This is a genomic window from Ottowia sp. (genome assembly GCF_016703145.1).
GTDB lineage: Bacteria > Pseudomonadota > Gammaproteobacteria > Burkholderiales > Burkholderiaceae_C > Ottowia.
On sequence record NZ_JADJCO010000003.1, the window covers coordinates 996,201 to 1,017,847 of the forward strand.

A 21,647-nucleotide genomic window follows, 5' to 3' on the forward strand; every position below is an offset into this window, starting at 1 on the left:
GACGCGGCCATGGGCGGCGCGGCAGTCAGATTGCTATCTAATAAATAGCTATTGGCGCTTATCCCATAAAGGCTGCAGGCCAATAAGACTTGAAAACCGCTCGCCCGAGCGGCGGCCTGTCCGCCTTCAGGCCAGCAGCGCGTTGACCCGCCGCACATACGCGGCCGGGTCGTCCGGCAGCCCGCCCTCGGCCAGCAGCGCCTGGTCGAACAGCACGTGGGCCAGGTCGTCGAAGCGCGGGTGGCCGTCCAGCTTCTTCACCAGCGCGTGCCCGGGGTTGATCTCCAGCACGGGCAGTGTGGCCGGCAGCTTCTGGCCGGCCTGCTTGAGCATGCGCGCCAGCTGCAGGCTCATGCCCGCGTCCGCGGCCACCAGGCAGGCGGGCGAATCGACCAGGCGGGTGGTGACGCGCACGTCCTCGACCTGGTCCTTCAGCGCGGCTTTCAGCTGATCGAGCAAGGGTTTGACCGCCTCGGCCGCGTCCTCGGCCGCTTTCTTCTCGGCCTCGTCCTGCAGATCGCCCAGGTCCACCGCGCCCTTGGCCACGCTCTGCAGCGCCGTGCCATCGAAATCCTGCAGGTGCGACAGCGCCCATTCGTCCACGCGGTCGGCCATCAGCAGCACCTCGATGCCCTTCTTCTTGAACACTTCAAGCTGCGGGCTGTGCCGGGCGGCGGCCAGCGTGTCGGCGGTGATGTAGTAGATGGCCTTCTGACCATCCTTCATGCGCGCCTTGTAGTCGGCCAGCGAGACGCCGGCGGCGTCGCTGGCGGTGGAGGCGTAGCGCAGCAGCCGGGCGATGCGCTCGCGGTTGGCGAAGTCCTCGCCCAGGCCTTCCTTCAGCACGGCGCCGAACTCGCGCCAGAAGGTGGCGTACTTGTCCTGCGGGGGCTCGGCCGGGGCTTCCCCGCCTTCGGCCGGGGCGGTGGGCGCGGCCGGCTCGGCCTTGGCCAGATCTTCCAGCAGGCCCAGCACGCGCCGCGTGTTGCCCTCGCGGATGGCGCGCACGTCGCGGCTTTCCTGCAGCAGCTCGCGGCTGACGTTGAGCGGCAGATCGCTCGAATCGACCACGCCCTTGACGAAGCGCAGGTAGCGCGGCAGGAGTTGCTCGGCGTCGTCCATGATGAACACGCGCCGCACGTACAGCTTGACGCCGGCCTTGCGGTCGCGGTCCCAGATGTCCTGCGGCGCGTGGCTGGGGACGTAGAGCAGTTGCGTGTACTCGGTCGCGCCTTCCACGCGGTTGTGGCTCCAGGCCAGCGGGGGCTGCCAGTCGTGGGCGATCTGCTCGTAGAAGGACCGGTACTGCTCGTCGGTGATGTCCTTCTTGGCGCGCGTCCACAGCGCGCTGGCCTGGTTGATGGTTTCCCACTCGCCGGTCTTCACCATGCGGCCGGGCTGGCCGTCGTCCTGGCCTTCCTCCCACTTCTCGGCTTCCATCTGGATCGGCAGGCCGATGTGGTCCGAATACTTGCCCACCAGCTCGCGCAGGCGCCAGCCGTCGGCGAACGCCAGCGCGTCCTCGCGCAGGTGCAGCGTCACGCTGGTGCCGCGCTCGGCGCGGGTGATGGCCTCGACCTCGAAGTCGCCGGCGCCGCCGCTGCTCCAGCGCACGCCCTGCTCGGGCGGCAGGCCGGCGCGGCGCGACTCGACGGTGATGCGGTCGGCCACGATGAAGCCGGAGTAGAAGCCCACGCCGAACTGGCCGATCAGTTGCGCGTCCTGCTTCTGGTCGCCCGACAGGCGGCTCATGAATTCCTTGGTGCCGCTCTTGGCGATGGTGCCCAGGTGCTCCACCGCCTCGGCCTCGCTCATGCCGATGCCGGTGTCGGCCACCGTCAGCGTGCGCGCGTCCTTGTCGAAGGCCAGGCGCACGCGCAGCTCGGGCTGGTCGCCGTACAGCGCGCCGTTGGCCAGCGCCTCGAAGCGCAGCTTGTCGCAGGCGTCGGAGGCGTTGGAGATCAGCTCGCGCAGGAAGATTTCCTTGTTGGAGTAGAGCGAATGCGTGACCAGGTGCAGCAGTTGCGCGACCTCGGCCTGGAAGGAATGGGTGTGTTTGCTCATGTCGGGATCGGGTCGGTGGTGGATGCGGGGCGGTGCCCCCGCCATGCCAGATAAGGGTGGACGGCGGCCATTCAACGGGGTGGTCAGAACTGTTCGTGCGGACCCAGGTAGCGCCACTGCCCCACGGGCAACTGCCCCAGCAGCACGCGGCCGATGCGGATGCGCTTGAGGCCGGTGACCTTCAGGCCGACCTGCTCGCACATGCGGCGGATCTGGCGCTTCTTGCCCTCGCGCAGCACGAAGCGCAACTGCTCCGGGTTCTGCCATTCGACCTGCGCGGGTTTCAGGGGTTGGCCGTCCAGGCTCAGGCCGTGGCGCAGGCGCTGCAGTTGCGCCGGCGGCAGCGCGGCCTGCACGCCGGCGGCGACGTCGCCGTACTGCACGCGCACCAAGTATTCCTTGTCGATGTCCGAGTCCTCGCCGATGAGCTGGCGCGCCACGCGGCCGTCCTGCGTCAGCACCAGCAGGCCCACCGAGTCGATGTCCAGCCGGCCGGCCGGCGCCAGGCCCCGCAGCTGCGCCGGCGAAAAGCGCGTGCGCGCCGCGTCGCCGCGCCAGTGGCTGCGGGCGTCGATCAGCGTCACCGCCGGCTGGTGCCCGTCCTCTGCCTGGCCGCTGACGTAGCCCACCGGCTTGTGCAGCAGGATGGTCACGCGCTGCGCCTGCGACTCGTCGGCGCGGCGGTCCACGCCGACGTGGTCCCGCGGCCCCACCTTCAGGCCCATCACCGCGACCTGGCCGTTCACCCGCACCCAGCCGCGCTCGATCCACTCGTCGGCCTCGCGGCGCGAGCACAGCCCCAGGTCGGCCAGGCGCTTGTTCAGGCGCACCACGCCGTCGCCGGGCGCGGACGGCGGCGCGTCGGCGGCCGGGCGGGGCGAGCGGCGGAAACGGGACGGGTCGGGGGCTGGGGCGGTCATCGGCGTGATTATCGAATGCTATTGAATAAATAGCTTATGGCGCAATGCGGGCACAGGCTGATGGCCGATTTGGCTCGAAAATGGCTTGCGGACCGGAACAGCCTGCCGCGCGGCGTTCGCGGCCGCACGATGGTTGACCGCCGTCAAACCCCGTGCGGATGGGAGGTCTTCTCGGTACACGCCCTGATGGCCCCGAACGCGGCGCACGGCTACCATGCTCCACCTTTGACCTGACCACAGGAGCTGACCATGTCCCCATTGCTCAAGATCGCCGTCGTCGCCGGCGCGGCCCTCATCGCCGCCGGCGCCCAGGCGCAGGCGTTTCCGGGCAGCAAGCCCATCACGCTGATCGTGCCCTTCGCCGCCGGCGGCCCGACCGACAAGGTCGCGCGCGACCTGGCCGAGGCGCTGCGCAAGCCCTTGGGCGCCACCGTCGTGGTCGAGAACGCCGGCGGCGCTGGCAGCACCATCGGCACCACCAAGGCCTTTCGCGCGCCGGCCGACGGCCACACGCTGCTGGTCACCCACATCGGCATGGCCACCACCCCGACGCTCTACCGCAACCTGTCGTACAAGGTCGAGGACTTCGAGCATCTGGGCCTGATCAACGAAGTGCCCATGGTGGTCGTCGCCAAGCCCGCGATGGCGGCCAGCAACTTCAAGGAGCTGCAAGGCTGGATCGGGGAGAACAAGGGCCGGATCAACCTGGCCCACGCCGGCCTGGGCTCGGCCTCGCACCTGTGCGGCCTGATGCTGCAGAACGCCCTCAAGACCGAGATGACCACCGTGCCCTACAAGGGCACCGCCCCGGCCATGACCGACCTGATCGGCGGCCAGGTGGACCTGATGTGCGACCAGACCACCAACACCACCAGCCAGGTCGAGGGCAAGAAGATCAAGGCCTACGCCGTCAGCACGCTCAAGCGCCTGGCCACCCCGGCCGTGTACAAGGACCTGCCGACGCTGGACGAGGCGGGCCTGAAGGGCTTCAACGTGTCGATCTGGCACGGCCTGTACGCGCCCAAGGGCACGCCGGCCGCCGTGGTCAAGACGCTGAACGACGCCCTCAAGGCTGCGCTGAAGGACCCCGACTTCATCAAGAAGGAAGAGGGCCTGGGTGCCATCGTGACCAGCGACGGGCGCGTCAACCCGGCCGAGCACAAGAAGTTCGTCGCCGACGAGATCGCCAAGTGGGCGCCCGTCATCAAGGCCGCCGGCCAGTACGCCGACTGACGCCGCCGCCCGCGGCATGAACGCAGGCCGCGCCGGACCCCACTGCTCCGGCGCGGTTTGTTTTTGTCGCCGGGCCGCGCATGGGTGCCGCGGCCGTGGAATCGGAATATTGAGTAAAAATGGCCTTTAGCCCGCGTGGATATTGAACCTGAAGCTACATTTTCAGGAGCAATCGATGCGGATCGGCTCCGGCGGGCGGAGCGGGCGCGGGGCGCCCGAGGGGACTCAAACCCCCCAGACCACGTTCTTGCCCGCCGCGCTGCTGCACTCCAGCATGTCGACGAAGGGCGCGGCGCGGCGGCGCAGGGACACCGACTCCTCCTGGGCCGCGTCGCTGGCCCGGTCCTCGCCGCCGTCGGCGGGCGCGGCGCCCGGCGCTTCGCGCCGCCCGATCTCCGCCTTGAGCGCCGCGATGGCGGCGCTCGCCTGCTCGACGGTGATGATGCCCGTGGCCCCGGGCGCCTTGCCGATGATGGCCAGCAGCTCCTCCGCGTTGGGCTGCAGCATGATGACGTCCGCGGCGACGGGGGATTTGAATTTGTAGAGCATGGCTGATCTCCTGGTCGTGACGGCCGAACTCGGCGAGCGTCTGCCCCATTGTGCCGCCGCCGCTGTCGGGGCGCCATCGGGTCCCGGCGCCCGGATCACCCGCCCATGGACCGGCGCGCCTGCCGAAACCGGTCCCAGAACGCCGCGTCCTGGGCGCTGGCGAAGTTGATCCGCATCAGCGTGCTGGGCTGCCGCTCGGCGTGGAACAAGGCGCCGGGGGCCAGCAGGTAGCCGTCGTCCAGCAGGCGCACGGCCAGCTGGTCGGTGTCCACACCCGTGTCCACCCACCCGAACAGGCCCGCCGGCTCGGTGACGAAGCGGCACCCGGCCGCCTGCGCCAGCCGGACGCTGCGGCCGCGGGCGGCGTCCAGGCGCGTGCGCACCCGCTCGGCGTGGCGTCGCAGCTGGCCCTGCTCGATGCACAGGGCCAGGGCGCGCTCCAGCAGCAGCGGGGTGGTCAGCGTGGCCAGCAGCTTGGTGTCCAGCAGGGGCTCCACCCAGCCCGGCGGCGCGGCGAGGAAGCCCACCCGCCAAGCCGGCGCCAGGATTTTGGCGAAGCCGCTGACGTAGAGTGTGCGCCGCAGGCCGTCCAGTTGCGCCAGGCGGATGGCATGCGCGGGCGCGAGGTGGTGGTAGGTGTCGTCCTCGGCGATGAAGAAATCGTGCTGCTGCGCCAGTTGCAGCACGCGGTGCGCGCTGGCGGGCGACAGGCAGTGCCCCGTGGGGTTGTGCAGCACGCTCACGCTGACGAACAGGCGCGGCGCCTCGCGCGTGCCGGCGTGCGCCTGGCAGTAGCGCGCCATCACCTCCAGGTCGGGGCCGTCGGCGTGGCGCGGCACCGGCAGCATGCGCATGCCCAGGGCCGCCAGGCGGGCGAATTCGACCGCCCAGCCGGGCTCCTCCACCATCACCGTGTCGCCGGGCTTGAGCAGGGTGCGGCTGATCACGTCCAGCGCCTGCGTGGCACCCACGGTGGTGATGATCTGCGACGGGCCGGCCGGGATGCCCTGGTCCGCCAGGCGGTCGGCCAGCACCTGGCGCAACTGGGCGTCGCCCTGCGGCTCGCCATAGCGGGCGGCGGCGCCGCGCAGGGTGCTGGTGGCGCGGCGCAGCGCGCTCACCATGAAGTCGTTCTCCAGCCACTGGGGCGGCAGCACGCCCATGCCGGGCTGGGGCCGGTCGTCGCCGTGGAACATGCCGCGCATCAGCGTGGCCGCGCTCAGGGGGCGGTCCGGCCGGCGTGGCTGGCCGGCGGCGGGCGAGGCGGCCGGGACAGAGGCGGCGGGTGCCTCGCCGCCGGCCGCGGGGGCGCGCCGCGCCACCCAGTCGCGCACGTAGAAGCCGCGGTGGGGCCGCGCCTCGACCAGGCCCTGGGCCAGCAACTGGTCGTAGGCGGCGACCACGGTGGACGGGCTCACGCCCTGCTGCGCCGCGCACTGGCGCACGCTGGGCAGGCGCGTGCCCGGCGCCAGCAGGTGGTCGCGGATACGGGCCGTGAACCGGGCCGCGAGCTGGTCGGTGAGCGACTGGGAAGTGGTGCGCAGCAGCATGGACTGGACGGACGCCGACTGTGTGGACGCGGTGAACCATACAGTCCGTGATCTGCGCTTGTCAACTGTATTGGCTGTGTACTGGCGGATTGGCTACATTGGCGGGCATGTCCTCCGCTGAATTCGGTGCTCTGCTGGTGCTGGCCACGGCCGCCAGCTTCACGCCCGGGCCCAACACCACGCTGTCCACGGCCATCGCCGCCAACCGGGGGTTGCGCGGCGCCCTGCGCTTCGTGTGCGCGGTGCCGGCCGGCTGGGGGCTGATGCTGGTGCTGGCGCTGCCGCCGCTGCGCTGGGGCGTGCTGGCCGCCGGCGTGGGCTACATGCTGTGGCTGGCGGGGCGTCTGGCGCCGGCCTTCGTCGAAGGCATGGCGCTGCAGTTGCTCAACGTCAAGGCCTGGATGCTGGCCCTCACGGTGGCGGCCGGCTGGGTGGCCGGCCGGCCGGATTGGCTGGCGCGCCTGCTGCAGGTGCTGCCGGTGATGCTGTTCTTCGGCTTCGCCAGCAACTTCACCTACGCGCTGATCGGCGCGCTGCTGCGGCGCTGGCTGGCGCGGGGCCGGCGCCTGCTGTGGTTCAACCGCGCGATGGCGGCGGCGCTGGCGGCCACGGCCGCGTGGATGGCGTGGACGGCGCTGTCGTCCCCCACGGGCCTGCCTCCGCCAGCCGCGCCATGATCCCGAGATACAACCCCGTACGTCCCGAACGAGCAGACCTCTTATGAACCCGAACGACCTGCAGACCCCCTCTCCCTGGCAACTGGCCGCCCGCGCCGAGGCCATGAACCCTTCGGCCATCCGCGAGATCCTCAAGGTCACCGAGCGGCCCGGCATCCTCAACTTCGCGGGCGGCCTGCCGGCGCCCGAGACCTTCCCGGTGGACGCCATGCGCGCCGCCTGCGACGCCGTGCTGGGCGGCGCCGCGGCCCGTCCCTCGCTGCAGTACGCCGCCAGCGAAGGCCTGCCCGAGCTGCGCGCCTGGGTTGCCGCGCAGATGGGCCGGCAGGGCGCGCGCGTGTCGCCCGAGCAGGTGCTGATCACCACCGGCAGCCAGCAGGGGCTGGACCTGGTGGCCAAGGTGCTGATCGACGAGGGCGCGCCGGTGCTGGTGGAGACGCCCACCTACCTGGGCGCGCTGCAGGCTTTCGCCCCCATGCAGCCGCGCGTGGAGAGCGTGGCCAGCGACGGCGAGGGCGTGCAGCCCGAGGCGCTGGCCGCCCAGCTCGCCGCCCTGCCGCGGGCGCCGCGCTTCATGTACCTGCTGCCCAACTTCCAGAACCCCACCGGCCGCACCATGTCCGACGCCCGGCGCGAGGCGGTGCTGGCGGTGTGCCGGCGGCAGGGCCTGCCCATCGTCGAGGACAACCCCTACGGCGAGCTGTGGTTCGACCAGCCGCCGCCCGCGCCGCTGCTGGCGCGCTGGTCCGAGGGCGTGATCTACCTGGGCTCGTTTTCCAAGATCCTGGCGCCTGGCCTGCGCCTGGGCTACGTCATCGCGCCGCCCGCGCTCTACCCCAAGCTGCTGCAGGCCAAGCAGGCGGCCGACCTGCACACGCCCGGCTTCAACCAGCGCATGGTGGCCGAGGTCATCCAGGGCGACTTCCTCGACCGCCACGTGCCCACCATCCGGGCGCGCTACAAGGCGCAGCGCGACGCCATGCTGGCCGCGCTGGCGCGCGAGCTGGGCCCGCTGGATGCGGAATGGACGCGCCCCGAGGGCGGCATGTTCGTGTGGGTGCGCCTGCCCGAGGGGCTGAGCGCGCAGGCGCTGCTGCCCGCCGCCGTCGAGGGTGGCATGGCCTTCGTGCCGGGCGCGCCCTTCTACGCGGCCGATGCCGACCCGCGCGCGCTGCGCCTGTCGTTCGTCACCTCCACGCCCGGGCAGATCGACGCCGGCATGGCGGCCCTCGGCCGCGTGGTGCGTGCCGCGCGGGAGGGCGGCGCATGATCCGGCTGTGGGGGCGCATCAGCTCGATCAACGTGCGCAAGGCGGTGTGGGCCCTGCAGGAGGTCGGCGTGCCGTTCGAGCGCATCGACGCCGGCCGCCAGTACGGCATCGTCGACACGCCCGGCTACGGCGCCCGCAACCCCAACCGCCTGGTGCCGCTGCTGGAGGACGACGGCTTCGAGCTGTGGGAATCCAACGCCATCGTGCGCTATTTGTGCGCGAAATATGGCGCCCCCACGCTCCCCGCTGCGCGTGGTTCGCTGCCCCCCGAGGGGGCTGGCCTTGCTTGGGGCGGCCCGGCGCGGCGGCCGGCTTCGCCCGACGCGCTGTACCCACGGGACCTGCGCCGCCGCTTCGACGCCGAGCGCTGGATGGACTGGCAGCAGACCACGCTCAACCGCGCCGGCAGCCCGGCCTTCGTCCAGTGGATCCGCACGCCGTTCGCGCAGCGGCGGCCGGACGTGATCGAGGCCTCGCGCAGCGCCATGGCACCGCTCATCGCCATCCTCGACGCCCACCTGGCCGGGCGCGAATGGATGGGCGGCGAGGATTTCTCGATGGCCGACATCCCCGTCGCCTGCGACATCCATCGCTGGTGGCGCCTGCCCCAGCCCGCGCCCCAGGCGCCGCACGTCCAGCGCTGGCTCGACGCCATCCTGGCGCGACCGGCCACGCGCGGCGTGCTCGACCTGCCGCTGGCCTGAAACTTGCACCCGGAATGACCGTGACCTCCCGCCCCTTCGCCCAGATCGACGTCTTCAGCGCCGCGTGCGGCTTCGGCAACCCCGTGGCCGTGGTGCTGGACGCCCAGGGCCTGGACGACGCGGCCCTGCAGCGCTTCGCGCGCTGGACCAACCTGTCCGAGACCACCTTCGTGCTGCCGCCGCGCGACGCGCGCGCCGACTACCGCCTGCGCATCTTCACGCCCGGCGGCGAACTGCCCTTCGCCGGCCACCCCACGCTGGGCACCTGCCACGCCTGGCTGGCGGCCGGCGGCCAGCCGCGGGACGGCGCGCGCATCGTGCAGGAATGCGCGCAAGGGCTGGTGGCGATCCGGCGCGAGGGCGAACGGCTGGCCTTCGCCGCGCCGCCCAGCCGGCGCAGCGACCCCTCGCCCGCGCTGCTGGCCCAGGTCGCGCAAGCGCTGGGCGTGACGGCGGCGCAGGTGCGGCGCGCCCAACTGCTCGACAACGGCCCGCAGTGGCTGACCCTGCTGCTCGACAGCGCCGACACCGTGCTGGCCCTGTCCCCGGACCACGCTCGGCTGGCCGATTTGAGGCAAAAAGTGGGTGTAGTCGGCGTCCATGCTGCGCAGGGCGCTATGCATTTGATATCTCGCTCGAACCGCGAGGCGCGCGCCTTCGGTGCTGGCGCGGCGCAGGGCGAGGCGCCGCTGATCGAGGTGCGCGCCTTCGCCGCGCCCATCGGCGTGCCCGAGGACCCGGTCACCGGCAGCCTCAACGCCAGCCTGGCCGAATGGCTCATCGACGCCGGCGAGCTGCCCGCCGCCTACGTCGCCGCCCAGGGCACGGCGCTGGGCCGCGCCGGGCGCGTGCACGTGGCGCGCGATGCCGGCGGCCAGGTGTGGGTGGGCGGCCAGTGCGTCCCGTGCATCCGGGGAGACGTGTCCCTGTGACCGGCGCCGAGGCCTCCGACCCGGCAGCGCCCACGCTCGACCACCTGGTGGTCATGGCCGACACGCTGGCCGAAGGCGCCGCCTGGTGCCGGGCCACGCTGGGAGCCTCGCCCGTCGAAGGCGGGCGGCACGCGCTGTTCGGCACGCACAATCTGCTGCTCCATCTGGGCTCGCCAGCGTTTCCGCGCCGCTACCTGGAGATCATCGCCACCGACCCCGAGGCCGAGCCCGCCCCCGGCCCCCAGGGCCGCCCGCGCGCCCGCTGGTTCGACATGGACGACCCCGCGCTGCGGCAGCGGGTGCGCCGGCGCGGCCCGCAGCTCATCCACTGGGTGGCGCGCGTGCCCGACATCGACGCCGCCGTCACCGCCCTGGCCACCCAGGGCATCGACCGCGGCGACGTGCTGGCCGCCAGCCGCGCCACCGCGCAAGGCGCGCTGCGCTGGAAGATCAGCGTGCGCCCGGACGGCCAGCGCCTGTTCCACGGCCTGCTGCCCACCCTGATCGAATGGGGCGGTCAGCACCCCACCGACGACCTGCCCGCCAGCGGCGTGACGCTGCGCGCAGGCCTGATCATCCACCCGCGCGCGGCCCAGTTGCTGGCCGCCTGCGCCGCCGTGGGGCTCGGCCGGGTGGCCGCGCACACTGGCGCCCGCGCCGCCTCGCAACTGCGCTTCGACACGCCCAGCGGCCTGGTTCTTCTGACGAGCGTGTGAACGCCGCGTTCAGCGCGGCGGTACAGAGGCTCAAGGCGTTTTTTTCGAGTCCCGCGTCCCGGGCGTCCGCGCGCCGCGTGTCACGCGCACGACGGCCGGCGTCGCCGAGGGCGGGCGGGCGCCGTCACAATCGCGGCCCATGGGAACCCTCTACATCGTGCGGCACGGCCAGGCCAGCTTCGGGGCCGACGACTACGACCAGCTCAGCGACCTGGGCCGGCGCCAGAGCCTGCGCCTGGGCCAGTACCTGCGCGAGCGCTTCGGCGACAAGCTGCGCTTCGACGCCGTGCTCACCGGCACCCTTCGGCGCCAGATCCAGACCTGGGAAGGCATCGCCGAAGGCGCCGGGCTCAATGGGCCGCGCCTGGCTTGGCCGGGGCTGAACGAATACGACAGCCACGCCGTCATCCACGCCATCCACCCCGAGCCGCTGCCCAAGGCCGACACGCCCGAGCTGTACCGCCAGCACTTCCGCATCCTGCGCGACGGCCTGTCGGCGTGGATGCGCGGCGAAACCGAGCCGCAGGGCATGCCCAGCTACCGCGACTTCGTGCACGGCGTGACCAGCGCGCTCGACCACGTGCGCACCCAGCATTCGGGCGACGTGCTGCTGGTGTCCAGCGGCGGACCGATCTCCACCGCCGTGGGCCAGTTGCTGGGCACCTCGCCCGACACCACCATCGAGCTCAACCTGCGCTACCGCAACTCCGCCGTCACCGAGCTGGCATTCAACCCCAAGCGTCACGCGCTGGTGAGCTACAACACCCTGCCGCACCTGGACGCCGAGCCGTACCGGGACTGGATCACCTACGCTTGATTTGCTATATAAAATATAGCTATAGGCGAAGTATCCATGCGGGATAGCGCCCGATTTCTACTGAAATCCGGTGATCGACGGCGCTGGTACGCGCCCGACACGCGCAAAGTCCAGAGAGCCCAAAGGCCGCGGAGCAGGCCAGGCCAGTCCCCGTCGCGGCCCGGCTTCGCCGGGCTGCTGGCGGGAGCCCCCTCGGGGAGCAGCGGACCACGCGGAGCAGGGGAGCGTGGGGGCACGTCATTGCGGCTGGAAGCCGCTGTCCCGGATGATGCGTGACCAGACCTCGGTGTAGGCGCGCTCGCGCGCGTCCAGTTGGCGCGGGCTCATGTAGCCCACCGACAGGCCCAGCTCGGTCAACGGGCGCTCGACCTCGGGCAGGGCGACCACCTTGTCCAGCGCGCGCGTGAAGCGGTTGATGAAGTCCGCCGGCGTGCCCTTCGGCGCCCAGATGCCGTAGAAGGGCGTGTCCTCCAAGCCCTTGAAGCCCAGCTCGCTGAACGTGGGCACGTCCGGCAGCGCGGCCTGGCGCCGGCCGCCCAGCACGGCGATCATGCGCAGCTTGCCGGCGCGCTGGAACTCGATGAAGTCCGGTACCGAGCCCACGCCGGCCGGGATCTGGCCGCCCAGCATGTCGGCGATCATCGGCGCGCTGCCCTTGTAGGGCACGGGCGTCAGGCCCAGGCCGTACTTCTGGCCGATGAGCCGCACCAGGAACTCAGGCGTCGAGGCCGGCGCCGGGATGCCCACCGCGCCGTGGCCACCGCGCGAGCGCACCCAGTCCACGAACTCGGCCACCGTGCGTGCCGGCGTGCCGCGCGCCATCGCCAGCCCGTTGACGAAGGTGGCGAAGCCGCCCACCGGCTCGAAGTCGACGCGCGGGTCGTAGCCGGGCTTCTTGACCACCTGCGGCAGGATCGAGATGGTGTGGTCATGCGACAGGAACAGCGTGGCGCCGTCGGCGCGCGCGGCCTTGAGCTGCTGCGCCGCGATCTGCCCGCCCGCGCCGGGGCGGTTGTCCACCAGCACCGGGCGGCCCAGCGCGGACTGCAGCTTCTCGGCCAGCAGCCGCGCGATTACGTCCGATCCGCCGCCGGCCGGAAAGCCCACCAGCAGGTGGATTGGCGCCTCGGACTGCGCCCGGGCGCTGCCCAGCGCGGCGGTGGACAACAGGGCGGCGGAGAAGCGGCGGCGGCTGAGCATGGGCGGTCCTGGTTTCCGGGGCAAAAAGCGAGCCGCCGATTTTAGGAGCACCAGCCGCTCACGCGCCGTGCAGCGTGCCGGCCGGCAGCCGGTCGATCTCCACCAGCAGCCCGGCCAGCGCGCGTCCCGCTGCGTCGATCAGCGCCAGGCCGTCTTCCAGCCGGGCGGCGGCGGCGTTGCCGGCGGCGCCCTCGGGGTTCAAATCCTGCATCGCCCAGGCCAGCTTGGCGCTGCGGCCGTTGCCCAGGATGGGGAAGTCGCGTGCGCGCTCGCGCGAGGTGGAGGCGAAGTCCCGCGCCCTGGACTGGCGCACCAGCCGGGGCTTGAGCGCCAGCATCATCGCCGTTTCGGCCTGCCCAGCATGCACGCCGAAGCGCTGCTCCTCGACGGGCAGGCGCGCCATCACGTCGCTGCCGTCGGGTGCCGTCAAAGGCAGGTTGAACCAGCTCACGCCGACCACCAGCATGCCCAGCCGCGTGCGCAGCTCGCGCGCCACCGCGTCCATCAGCCCGACGTGGCCGCCGTGGGTGTTGAACAGCACCAGCTTGCGCACGCCGCTGGCGTGCACGCTCTCGGCGATCTCGGTCCACAGGCGCATCACGGTCTCGGCCTTCAGGCTCAGCGTGCCGGCGAAGGCGCCGTGCTCGGGGCTGAAGCCGATGCGCTGCACCGGCAGGAACAGCGCCGGCAGGTCGGGCGGCAGGTGCGCCGTGGCGGCCTGCACCATGCCGTGCGCCAGGTTCGCGTCCACCGACAGCGGCAGGTGCGGGCCGTGCTGCTCGGTCGCGCCGAGCGGCAGCACCGCGATGGCGCGCGCCAGGTCGAGCGAGGCGAAGTCGGTGGTCGCCAGGTCGGACCAGTGGCGGGTGCGGGGCGGCAGCGGCGGCAGGGCAGGCATGGGCGCATCTTACGCAGACTCCCCACGCCCCAGCCGCTACCATGCGGCCATGACATCGTCGCTTTTCACCCCCCGCCGTCGCGCGCTGCAGCTGACCGCCGGCGGCATCGCCGCCCTGCTGACCGCACCGCTGCGCGCGCAGCGCCTGCCCGCGGCCACCGCCGTCGAAGTGTGGAAGGACGCCAGTTGCGGCTGCTGCCACGACTGGATCGCGCACATGGAGCAGCATGGCTTCAAGGTCACCGCGCACGACACCGGCAACAACGCCGTGCGCGTCCGCCTGGGGCTGGCGGCCAGGTACGGCTCGTGCCACACCGCGCTGGTGGGCGGCTACGTCATCGAAGGCCACGTGGCAGCCGCCGAGATGCGGCGCCTGCTGCGCGAGCGGCCCCAGGCCCTGGGGCTGGCCGTGCCCGGCATGCCCGTCGGCTCGCCCGGGATGGACGGCCCGGCCTACGGCGGGCGGCGCGACAGGTACGACACGCTGCTGGTGCTGCGCGATGGCGGCAGCCGGGTGTTCCAACGCCATGGTTGAACGCTAGATTTTGAGTCAGATCGAACTCTAGCCACAATACTCGTCACTCAATGATGTGAATTGAGGCGTTGAAGAAGGCCGACGCCAGGGGCTTGGCGTGACGTTTTCGAAGAGGCCAGTTGCTCATCTTTCGTTTGACGCCGCGCTGATTGCGTCGGCCGCGGCGCTGGGCGACTCGCTCGTGCAAGATCTCCTCCGGCACATGCTCATGGAACGCTTTGCTCTGCACAGGAGGCAATGGCGTTGAAAGCGGGGAGTTTGCGGCGCACGACACGCACCGCATGCACGAACGACATCAATCGAAACCTCGGCTAGGCACAGCGCCAAGGCGATGGCGTAATAGACGACCACATGCGCCGGCACCTCGCGCTCATGGAACGTGGCGGGCTACTTCGGTAGCGTAATCAAGTGCACGGCATTGGCTTTAGCCGCGAATGTCCGCGCTCGCCTTGCTGTTCGCGGCCAAAGCCGCTCCTGCGGAGGGATGCAAAGCCTGGGCACCACAGATACATCGAAAAACACGCAGATTCACTAATTTACGTGATGGCGGCGGCGCGCCGTTTCCGCTAGGCTCGGGCGGCTTCATTTCACTACCGGGCCAACAGCATGAATACCCACCCGCCCCGCCGCCCTCCGTGGCTACAGCCGTGCCCATTCGCCAGCGCTCGCCGCTGGCCGCGCAGATTCCTGGGCGTGGCCCTGCTGGCGTGGGCGGCAGCCTCGGCGCAAGCGGAAAGCTTCACGGTGACCAATACCGCTGCCATGGGGCCTGGCTCACTGCACCAAGCGGTGGCCGATGCATGGGCCCATGCCGATGCGCAAAGTACCATCACCTTCGACCAGCCGCTCGACGGCCAGACCATCACTCTCACCGCGTTCAGCAACGGTTTGGGCTGCGTGACCAGCAATGCCACCACCTGTAGCGATGGCGGCACCCTGTCGCAGCAGTTCGGCCCCAGCGCCTTCTTCATCACCGGCGGCAAAACACTGACCATCGACGCCACGGTCGGCCTTACCCAGGGCGTGGTGCTGCAGCGCGACAGCAATGCGGCCAACTTCCGCCTGTTTGACGTGAACCGGGGTGCCAGCCTGACACTGCGCGGCCTGACCCTGAGCGGTGGCGTGGCCCGAGGCGGGGACAGCGACTTTGGCGGCGGCGCGCTGGGTGCGGGTGGTGCCATCTTCAACCGGGGCACGCTCACCGTGGAGCGCGGTACTTTCACCGGCAATACGGCGCTTGGCGGCTACGGCGGCAGTGCTGCCTTCCGCGTCCCTCGCCAGCCATACTCCCTCGGCGGGGGTGGCGGCGTGGGTGCTAGCGGTAGCCCCGGCAATGGTGGTGGGCCGAATGGTGGCAACGGCGGGAGCAGCGGCAGCAACGGCTTCGGCGGTGGCTTCGGCGGTGGTGGCGGTCGCGGCATCGATAACGACCCAAACTCCACTGTTGGCGGCCCCGGCGGCTTCGGCGGGGGCAGTGGTGGTGGTGCTGGCGGCGGTGCCGCCGCTGGTTTCGGTGGCGGTGGCGGTGGCTGTAGCGGTGGAGGTAACGGTGGCTGTAACAATGGTGGTTTCGGCGGCGGCAATGGCAACGCAGGCTCCCGCGGTGGCGACGGTGGTGGCGGCGGCGGCATGGGCGGCGCGCTGTTCAACGACGCCGGCACCGTCACCCTCAGCCAAGTCAGCTTTAGCGGCAACGATGCCCAGGGCGGCGATAGCTCCACTGGCTTCCCCGGCTCGGGGTATGGCGGCGCACTGTTCAACTACACGGGCCAGATGGCGCTGAACTTTGTCACCGTGGCGGGCAACACTGTAAAGGCGGGGGGCAGCCAGTATCGTCCAGCAGGCAGCGCCAACGGCACAGGCACAGGCATCTACAGCCTGGGCGATGGGCGCTGCAACGTTGGAGGCAATAGCTGCACAGGCACCAGCGCCACGCTTGAGCTGAACCACAGCATCGTGGATGCGGGCAGCGGCACCGGGGGTGCGCAGGCGCTGGTGATTCACAGCATCAACTCGGGCAGCAGCACCAGCAGCGGCGACACCAACCTGGTAGCCAGCCACAGCGGCTTTACGGGCGGCATTGTCAGCAGCACCGCCCCTAACCTTGCCAACCTGCCCACGGTGTTGCACGGCGGCATGGTCGATGTGAGGCTGCCGCAGACAGGCAGCCCGGCCATTGACGCAGGCGGCGCTTGCACCGGCACCGACCAGCGCGGCGTGGCCCGCCCCCAAGGCAACGCCTGCGACATTGGCGCGGTGGAGCTGCGACCGGGCAGTAGCTACACGCTGACCGCCTCAGTCACCGGCCCCGGCAGCGTGACCGCAACGCCTGCGTCGCCCTCGGGCGGCATCACGGCCTGCGGCGGCACGTGCAGTGCCACCTATGCGGGCGAAGCCACCACCTCGAACATCATCCTGACCGCCACGCCCGTCTCCGGCCAATCCTTACTCGCCTGGGGCGGCGATTGCAGCGGCACGGGTGTCTGCATCGTCAACATGGGCCAGCATCGCAACGTCACGGCCAGCTTCGGTTTTCTGGTGACCGTTCCCGTCACCCTTCAGGTGAACGACCCGGCGGGCGGCAGCGTGGCCCATTGCGCCACCAGCGCCGTGCAGGGCAGCACCTACACCTGCACGCCCACGCTCAACGCCGGCTACAGCGTCAGCTTTACCGGTTGCACCAGCGTCAGCGGCAACACCTGCACCATGGCCAACGTGCAGACGGCGGCCACCATCAGGGTGAATTACACGCTCCACACCCATCCGCTGAGCGCGAGCGTCACTGGCCTCGTCAACAATCAACTGGCCACGATCAAGAACAACGGCACCGCCATTGGGCAGCCCGTGGGCAATGGCCAGCCGGTCACCGGCAGCCTCATCGAAGGCAGCAACTACGCGCTGAGTGCCGAAGCGCCGCACCACAATTGCACAGCAAATGGCACCGCCAGCGGCACCGTGAGTGCCTCCGTCACGGTCGCATTCACCTGCTCGCCCAAGGCCTACAGCATGAGCGGCAGCGTCACCGGCCTGGCGGGCTTCCTCGCACTCGTTCTGAACAACGAGTGGGCAATTGCATTCAGTGACGGCGACTTCTCTATCCCCAACGCGATGCCCTACGACCACCCCTATGCGCTGACGATAGCCGGGGTGTCCGACGAGCAGTTCTGCACCATCTCGCCCAACGGCAGCGGCACCAGCGCCACGGAAGATGTGACCGACGTGCTGGTGACCTGCGCCGACAAGGGCACCCAGGCCATTACCTGCAATGCGCCCACCGGCAAGGTCTATGGCAATGCGAACTTTGACTACCCCACGCCCAGCATCACCACCGACCCACTCGGCCAGACGCCAGGCACGCTCATGTTCTCGCTGGCTCCAGGATCCAACGCCTGCGCGCTGGATACCGACACCAGCAGCCAGCCGCCGGTATCCAGGCTGCGCATCACCAGCGCGGGCAGCTGCACCTATCTCGTGAATGCGAGCGCCACCGACACGCTGAATGAGGCCGCGCAAACCTGCACCATCGCGGTTGCCAAGGCCACGCCGGTCATCACGCTGACGGGCGACACCGGCAACCTCGTCATAGAGCAAACGCGCACGTTGGCCGCCAGCTTCACCAGCCAGCCCGTGCCAGCGGGCGCCATCATCGGCTTTGGCAGCGGCAACGCGGCGGTCTGCACCGTTGATTCCAGTGGCGTGGTCATGGCCGTGGCACCGGGCACCTGCACCATCGCTGCGGCTTGGAATGGCAACGCCAACTTCAACGCTGCCAGCAACACCCCGCTGAGCTTTGAAGTGGTGCTGGGCGCAACCCCGGTGCTGACCTGGCACAACCCCGCACCCACCACGCTCACCGTGGACGACACATCGGACCAACCCGCCAACAGCAGCGTGCCGGGCGGCACCATCCGCTACGACAGCAGCACCCCCCGTATCTGCACCGTGGATGTGGCAAACGGCACCGTCGCCGCACTGACCCGGGGCGACTGCACCATTACCGCCAGCCAGGCAGCGCACAGCCCGCACCCGGCAGCCCTCGCCATTTCGCGCACCTTCAGCATCGTGGGCATCGCCCAAACGCTGACCTTTGATGCGCAGCAACCCGCCACCCGGCGCACCGTGCCGGGCGACACTTTCGCCATCAGCCCCGAGGCCAGCAGCAGCCACGCCGACCCGGCGCGGCCCATTGCCTACACCTCGCTGCCGGATGGCGTGTGCAGCGTGAGCGGCACCACCGTGACCGTGCTGCAACTGGGCCCCTGCACCATCGCCGCCAACCAGCCGGGCGATGAGCGCCACGAAGATGCCGCGCAAGTCACGCAATCGGTGCTGCTCACGAGGCAGGACACGTTCAGCGGCACCACCGTGCCCGCCAGCGGCACGGGCGGCCCCGGCACGGCCAGTTTCACCGGCGGCGGCGACGCGTGCAGCTTTGACCCCACGCCTGGCGCCACCGCCTTCGTGCCCGCGCCCGCCACACTGCCGCGGGGCAGGGCGTTGCCGCAAGGCCTGTTCCAGTTCAAGCTGCTGGGCTGCGAGGAGGGCAGCACCGTGACAATGGAAGTGACCTGGCCCGAGCCGTTGTCAACCGCTGCGGGCGACTACTTGAAACACGGCTTCGCCAGCCCAGCCGAACGCGACAGCGACACGCGCAGCTACTTCGCGCCCAATGGCCTCGTCGTCAGCGGCCACACCGCCACCTTCAGCGTGACCGATGGCGGGCTGGGCGATGACGACTGGACGCAGGACGGCACGATCGCCGACCCCAGCGGCCCGCTGCAAGCGGCTGCGGTGGCGCCAGTGCCCGTGCCCGTGCCGGGCCTGGGCCCTTGGGCACTGGCGTTGCTGACGCTGCTGGCTGCCGCGCTGGGCTTGTGCCGGGGGCGGAAAATCATGCGTTGAGCCGCACGCTGACGGCATGGCTCGCAGCCAGGTCCGCGCTTGATCAGCCCACGACTTGAGGAGCCGCGAACAGCCTTCGCGGCCAAAGCCGCTCCTACAAAGCGCTTATCTGAGCAGCATTGGGGCTAGCCCGCATCCAATATGCGCCAATAGCTATTGAATCGGTAGCATCTGATGTGTGGATTCAAGGCCGCGCCAGCGGCACCTGCGTGTCGAACTTGGCCCGCCGCGTCGAGAAGAACACCCGCACGTTGCGCACGTTGGCGTCCTGCGTGAACAGGCGCTCGGAGAGCAGCAGGTAGTCGGGCATGTCGCGCACGCGCAGCACCAGCACGAAGTCCGGCCCCGGCGCCACGCGGTAGCACTGGCGCACCGCCTCATCCCGCACCGCGCGGCGCTCAAAGGCGTCCAGGTGCTCGGCGCCCTGGCGGTCCAGCGAAACCTCGGCGATGGCCGTGAGGCCGTGGCCCTGCGCGGCGGCCACGCGGTCTTCGTGAAGCAGCGCCACCTGGCCGGCGATCAGCCCCGCCTCGTGCAGGCGCCGCACGCGCCGCAACGCCGTGGGCGGCGAGACGGCGGCGCGCTCGGCCAGCGCCTGGTTGCTCTGTCCGGCGTCGGTCTGCAGCGCGGCCAGCAGGGACCAATCGATGTTATCCAGTTCCATGATGGATCATATTTTGACTGAATATTTCTTCTACATGCAAGTGCGAACATTTATTCCTTATTTAATTTAACAATGACGATTAATTTCTTTCCGACTCTCCTAGGATGGCCATCTTCGATCAGGAGGGCCATCCCATGTGCGGCATCGTCGGCGCCGTTTCCACGCGCAACATCGTTCCCATCCTCGTGCAGGGCCTTCAGCGGCTCGAATACCGCGGCTACGACTCCTGCGGCGTGGCCGCGCACACGGCCAGCGGGCTGCGCCGCGTGCGCGGCATCGCGCGCGTGGCCGACCTGGCCGAGCAGTGCCAGCGCGAGCACCTGCAAGGGCTGACCGGCATCGCCCACACGCGCTGGGCCACGCACGGCGCGCCGGCGGTGGACAACGCGCACCCGCACGTCAGCCCCGGTCCCGCCGCGCAGGACGCCGGCGAGCGCCCGGCCCGCGTCGTCCTGGTGCACAACGGCATCATCGAGAACCACGACGAGCTGCGCGCCGAGCTGCCCGCCAAGGGCTACGTGTTCAGCAGCCAGACCGACACCGAGGTCATCGTCCACCTCATCGACAGCCTGTACGACGGCGACCTGATGGCCGCCGTGCAGGCCGCGGCGGGGCGCCTGCGCGGCAGCTACGCCATCGCCGTGCTGCACCGCGACGAGCCGCAGCGCCTGGTGGGCGCGCGCCAGGGCTCGCCGCTGGTGCTGGGCCTGGGCGCCGACGGCAAGGAGCACTTCCTGGCCAGCGACGCCATGGCCCTGGCCGGCGTGACCGACCAGATCGTCTACCTGGAAGAGGGCGATGTGGTCGACGTGCAGTTGGGCAAGCACTGGGTGGTCGGGCGCGATGGCCGCCGCGCCGCGCGCCCGGTCAAGACCGTGCAGGCCATGAGCGGCGCCGCCGAGCTGGGGCCGTACCGCCACTACATGCAAAAGGAGATCTTCGAGCAGCCGCGCGCCATCGCCGACACGCTGGAAGGCGTGGGCGCCGTGGTGCCCGAGCTGTTCGAGGCCGCCGCCAACCACGCGCCGGGCGAGGGCGCCCACGCCACCTTCCAGCGCGTGCGCCAGGTGCTCATCCTGGCCTGCGGCACCAGCTACTACGCCGGCTGCGTGGCCAAGTACTGGCTGGAGGGCATCGCCGGCATCCCGTGCCAGGTCGAGTTCGCCAGCGAATACCGCTACCGCGACTCGGTGCCTGACCCTGACACCTTGGTCGTCGCCATCTCCCAGTCCGGCGAAACCGCCGACACCCTGGCCGCGCTGCGCCATGCGCAGGCGCAGGGCATGCGGCACACGCTCACCGTGTGCAACGTGGCCACCAGCGCCATGGTGCGTGAATGCCGGCTGGCGTACCTGACGCGCGCCGGCGTCGAGATCGGCGTGGCCAGCACCAAGGCCTTCACCACCCAGTTGGCGGGCCTGTTCCTGCTGGCGCTGGCGCTGGCCAGGACGCGCGGGCGGCTCACCGACGAGCAGGAAGCCGCGCACCTGAAGGCCATGCGCCACCTGCCCGCCGCCCTGCAGGCCGTGCTGGCGCTGGAGCCGCAGATCATCGGCTGGGCCGAGCAGTTCGCCGCCAAGGAGAACGCGCTGTTCTTGGGCCGGGGCCTGCACTACCCCATCGCGCTGGAAGGCGCGCTCAAGCTCAAGGAGATCACCTACATCCACGCCGAGGCCTACGCCGCCGGCGAGCTCAAGCACGGCCCGCTGGCGCTGGTGACCAGCAGCATGCCGGTGGTCATCGTCGCGCCCAACGACGCGCTGCTGGAAAAGCTCAAGAGCAACATGCAGGAAGTGCGCGCGCGCGGCGGCGTGCTCTACGCCCTGGCCGACGCCGACACCCGGATCGACAGCGGTGACGGCCTGCACGTCATCCGCATGCCCGGGCACTACGGCCTTTTGTCACCCATCCTGCACGTGGTGCCGCTGCAGCTGCTGGCCTACCACACCGCCATCGCGCGCGGCACCGACGTGGACAAGCCCCGGAATCTCGCCAAGAGCGTGACGGTGGAGTAAG

The 21,647-nt window shown here is 70.5% G+C and carries 17 protein-coding genes; 10 read left to right on the forward strand and 7 right to left on the reverse strand.

What is annotated here, in order from left to right; all coding sequences use genetic code 11:
- Positions 1-126: 126 nt before the first annotated feature.
- Positions 127-2,064 (reverse strand): molecular chaperone HtpG, encoded by a 1,938-nt coding sequence (htpG, locus tag IPG65_RS08485; protein WP_293188788.1) that lies wholly within the window; start codon positions 2,062-2,064, stop codon positions 127-129.
- Positions 2,065-2,147: 83 nt separating this feature from the next.
- Complete coding sequence (locus IPG65_RS08490) at positions 2,148-2,984, reverse strand: pseudouridine synthase (protein ID WP_293188789.1); 837 nt, start codon at positions 2,982-2,984, stop codon at positions 2,148-2,150.
- A gap of 249 nt (positions 2,985-3,233) precedes the next feature.
- Here IPG65_RS08490 and IPG65_RS08495 point away from each other — a divergent pair, with 249 nt between their 5' ends.
- Positions 3,234-4,217, forward strand: a complete 984-nt coding sequence (locus tag IPG65_RS08495) for a tripartite tricarboxylate transporter substrate-binding protein (RefSeq protein ID WP_293188790.1) — start codon at positions 3,234-3,236, stop codon at positions 4,215-4,217.
- Between the two features lie 225 nt (positions 4,218-4,442).
- Here the strand turns inward: IPG65_RS08495 and IPG65_RS08500 are convergent, their stop codons facing one another.
- Together IPG65_RS08500 and IPG65_RS08505 are read right to left on the reverse strand one after the other, a co-directional pair.
- Positions 4,443-4,766 carry a DUF1840 domain-containing protein gene (locus tag IPG65_RS08500; RefSeq protein WP_293188791.1) on the reverse strand — a complete coding sequence of 108 codons (324 nt, stop codon included), beginning with the start codon at positions 4,764-4,766 and terminating at the stop codon, positions 4,443-4,445.
- A 95-nt stretch (positions 4,767-4,861) separates the two neighbouring features.
- On the reverse strand, positions 4,862-6,316 hold the full coding sequence (locus IPG65_RS08505) for a PLP-dependent aminotransferase family protein (protein WP_293188792.1): 1,455 nt from the start codon (positions 6,314-6,316) through the stop codon (positions 4,862-4,864).
- A 107-nt stretch (positions 6,317-6,423) separates the two neighbouring features.
- On the opposite strand from IPG65_RS08505, the gene IPG65_RS08510 reads away from it, so the two are divergent.
- The 6 genes from IPG65_RS08510 to IPG65_RS08535 all read left to right on the forward strand — a co-directional run bounded on the left by IPG65_RS08510 (position 6,424) and on the right by IPG65_RS08535 (position 11,432).
- A complete protein-coding gene (locus tag IPG65_RS08510) occupies positions 6,424-6,993 on the forward strand; it encodes a LysE family translocator (protein ID WP_293188793.1) in 570 nt (189 codons plus the stop codon).
- Between the two features lie 43 nt (positions 6,994-7,036).
- Positions 7,037-8,263: a PLP-dependent aminotransferase family protein gene (locus IPG65_RS08515; protein WP_293188794.1), complete on the forward strand. Its 1,227-nt coding sequence runs from the start codon at positions 7,037-7,039 to the stop codon at positions 8,261-8,263.
- A complete protein-coding gene (locus IPG65_RS08520) occupies positions 8,260-8,967 on the forward strand; it encodes a glutathione S-transferase family protein (RefSeq protein ID WP_293188795.1) in 708 nt (235 codons plus the stop codon). The genes IPG65_RS08515 and IPG65_RS08520 overlap by 4 nt, the downstream gene beginning before the upstream one ends.
- Positions 8,968-8,987: 20 nt before the next feature.
- Positions 8,988-9,899, forward strand: a complete 912-nt coding sequence (locus IPG65_RS08525; protein ID WP_293188796.1) for a PhzF family phenazine biosynthesis protein — start codon at positions 8,988-8,990, stop codon at positions 9,897-9,899.
- Positions 9,896-10,615: a VOC family protein gene (locus IPG65_RS08530; protein ID WP_293188797.1), complete on the forward strand. Its 720-nt coding sequence runs from the start codon at positions 9,896-9,898 to the stop codon at positions 10,613-10,615. The genes IPG65_RS08525 and IPG65_RS08530 overlap by 4 nt, the downstream gene beginning before the upstream one ends.
- A 139-nt stretch (positions 10,616-10,754) precedes the next feature.
- Entirely contained in the window at positions 10,755-11,432 is a 678-nt protein-coding gene (locus tag IPG65_RS08535; RefSeq protein WP_293188798.1) for a histidine phosphatase family protein, read from the forward strand.
- Between the two features lie 237 nt (positions 11,433-11,669).
- On the opposite strand, the gene IPG65_RS08540 is transcribed toward IPG65_RS08535, so the two are convergent.
- Both IPG65_RS08540 and IPG65_RS08545 read right to left on the reverse strand, forming a co-directional pair.
- Positions 11,670-12,632 carry a Bug family tripartite tricarboxylate transporter substrate binding protein gene (locus IPG65_RS08540; RefSeq protein WP_293188799.1) on the reverse strand — a complete coding sequence of 321 codons (963 nt, stop codon included), beginning with the start codon at positions 12,630-12,632 and terminating at the stop codon, positions 11,670-11,672.
- A 58-nt stretch (positions 12,633-12,690) separates the two neighbouring features.
- Entirely contained in the window at positions 12,691-13,530 is an 840-nt protein-coding gene (locus tag IPG65_RS08545) for a creatininase family protein (protein WP_293188800.1), read from the reverse strand.
- A gap of 49 nt (positions 13,531-13,579) precedes the next feature.
- On the opposite strand from IPG65_RS08545, the gene IPG65_RS08550 reads away from it, so the two are divergent.
- A complete protein-coding gene (locus tag IPG65_RS08550) occupies positions 13,580-14,065 on the forward strand; it encodes a DUF411 domain-containing protein (RefSeq protein ID WP_293188801.1) in 486 nt (161 codons plus the stop codon).
- Positions 14,066-14,854: 789 nt separating this feature from the next.
- The gene (locus tag IPG65_RS08555; RefSeq protein WP_293188802.1) at positions 14,855-18,967 is read left to right on the forward strand and encodes an IPTL-CTERM sorting domain-containing protein; all 4,113 of its coding nucleotides are present in this window, start codon (positions 14,855-14,857) and stop codon (positions 18,965-18,967) included.
- A gap of 184 nt (positions 18,968-19,151) precedes the next feature.
- Here the strand turns inward: IPG65_RS08555 and IPG65_RS08560 are convergent, their stop codons facing one another.
- Positions 19,152-19,631, reverse strand: coding sequence for an Lrp/AsnC family transcriptional regulator (locus IPG65_RS08560; protein ID WP_293188803.1), 480 nt, complete (start codon positions 19,629-19,631; stop codon positions 19,152-19,154).
- Between the two features lie 134 nt (positions 19,632-19,765).
- Here IPG65_RS08560 and glmS point away from each other — a divergent pair, with 134 nt between their 5' ends.
- A complete protein-coding gene (gene glmS / locus IPG65_RS08565) occupies positions 19,766-21,646 on the forward strand; it encodes a glutamine--fructose-6-phosphate transaminase (isomerizing) (protein ID WP_293190004.1) in 1,881 nt (626 codons plus the stop codon).
- Position 21,647 lies beyond the last annotated feature (1 nt).

Bases quoted from the DNA above. Each gene is read 5' to 3' on its own strand.
- htpG (WP_293188788.1), bottom strand. From the start codon at position 2,064: ATGAGCAAACACACCCATTCCTTCCAGGCCGAGGTCGCGCAACTGCTG.
- IPG65_RS08490 (WP_293188789.1), bottom strand. From the start codon at position 2,984: ATGACCGCCCCAGCCCCCGACCCGTCCCGTTTCCGCCGCTCGCCCCGC.
- IPG65_RS08495 (WP_293188790.1), top strand. From the start codon at position 3,234: ATGTCCCCATTGCTCAAGATCGCCGTCGTCGCCGGCGCGGCCCTCATC.
- IPG65_RS08500 (WP_293188791.1), bottom strand. From the start codon at position 4,766: ATGCTCTACAAATTCAAATCCCCCGTCGCCGCGGACGTCATCATGCTG.
- IPG65_RS08505 (WP_293188792.1), bottom strand. From the start codon at position 6,316: ATGCTGCTGCGCACCACTTCCCAGTCGCTCACCGACCAGCTCGCGGCC.
- IPG65_RS08510 (WP_293188793.1), top strand. From the start codon at position 6,424: ATGTCCTCCGCTGAATTCGGTGCTCTGCTGGTGCTGGCCACGGCCGCC.
- IPG65_RS08515 (WP_293188794.1), top strand. From the start codon at position 7,037: ATGAACCCGAACGACCTGCAGACCCCCTCTCCCTGGCAACTGGCCGCC.
- IPG65_RS08520 (WP_293188795.1), top strand. From the start codon at position 8,260: ATGATCCGGCTGTGGGGGCGCATCAGCTCGATCAACGTGCGCAAGGCG.
- IPG65_RS08535 (WP_293188798.1), top strand. From the start codon at position 10,755: ATGGGAACCCTCTACATCGTGCGGCACGGCCAGGCCAGCTTCGGGGCC.
- IPG65_RS08540 (WP_293188799.1), bottom strand. From the start codon at position 12,632: ATGCTCAGCCGCCGCCGCTTCTCCGCCGCCCTGTTGTCCACCGCCGCG.
- IPG65_RS08545 (WP_293188800.1), bottom strand. From the start codon at position 13,530: ATGCCTGCCCTGCCGCCGCTGCCGCCCCGCACCCGCCACTGGTCCGAC.
- IPG65_RS08550 (WP_293188801.1), top strand. From the start codon at position 13,580: ATGACATCGTCGCTTTTCACCCCCCGCCGTCGCGCGCTGCAGCTGACC.
- IPG65_RS08560 (WP_293188803.1), bottom strand. From the start codon at position 19,631: ATGGAACTGGATAACATCGATTGGTCCCTGCTGGCCGCGCTGCAGACC.
- glmS (WP_293190004.1), top strand. From the start codon at position 19,766: ATGTGCGGCATCGTCGGCGCCGTTTCCACGCGCAACATCGTTCCCATC.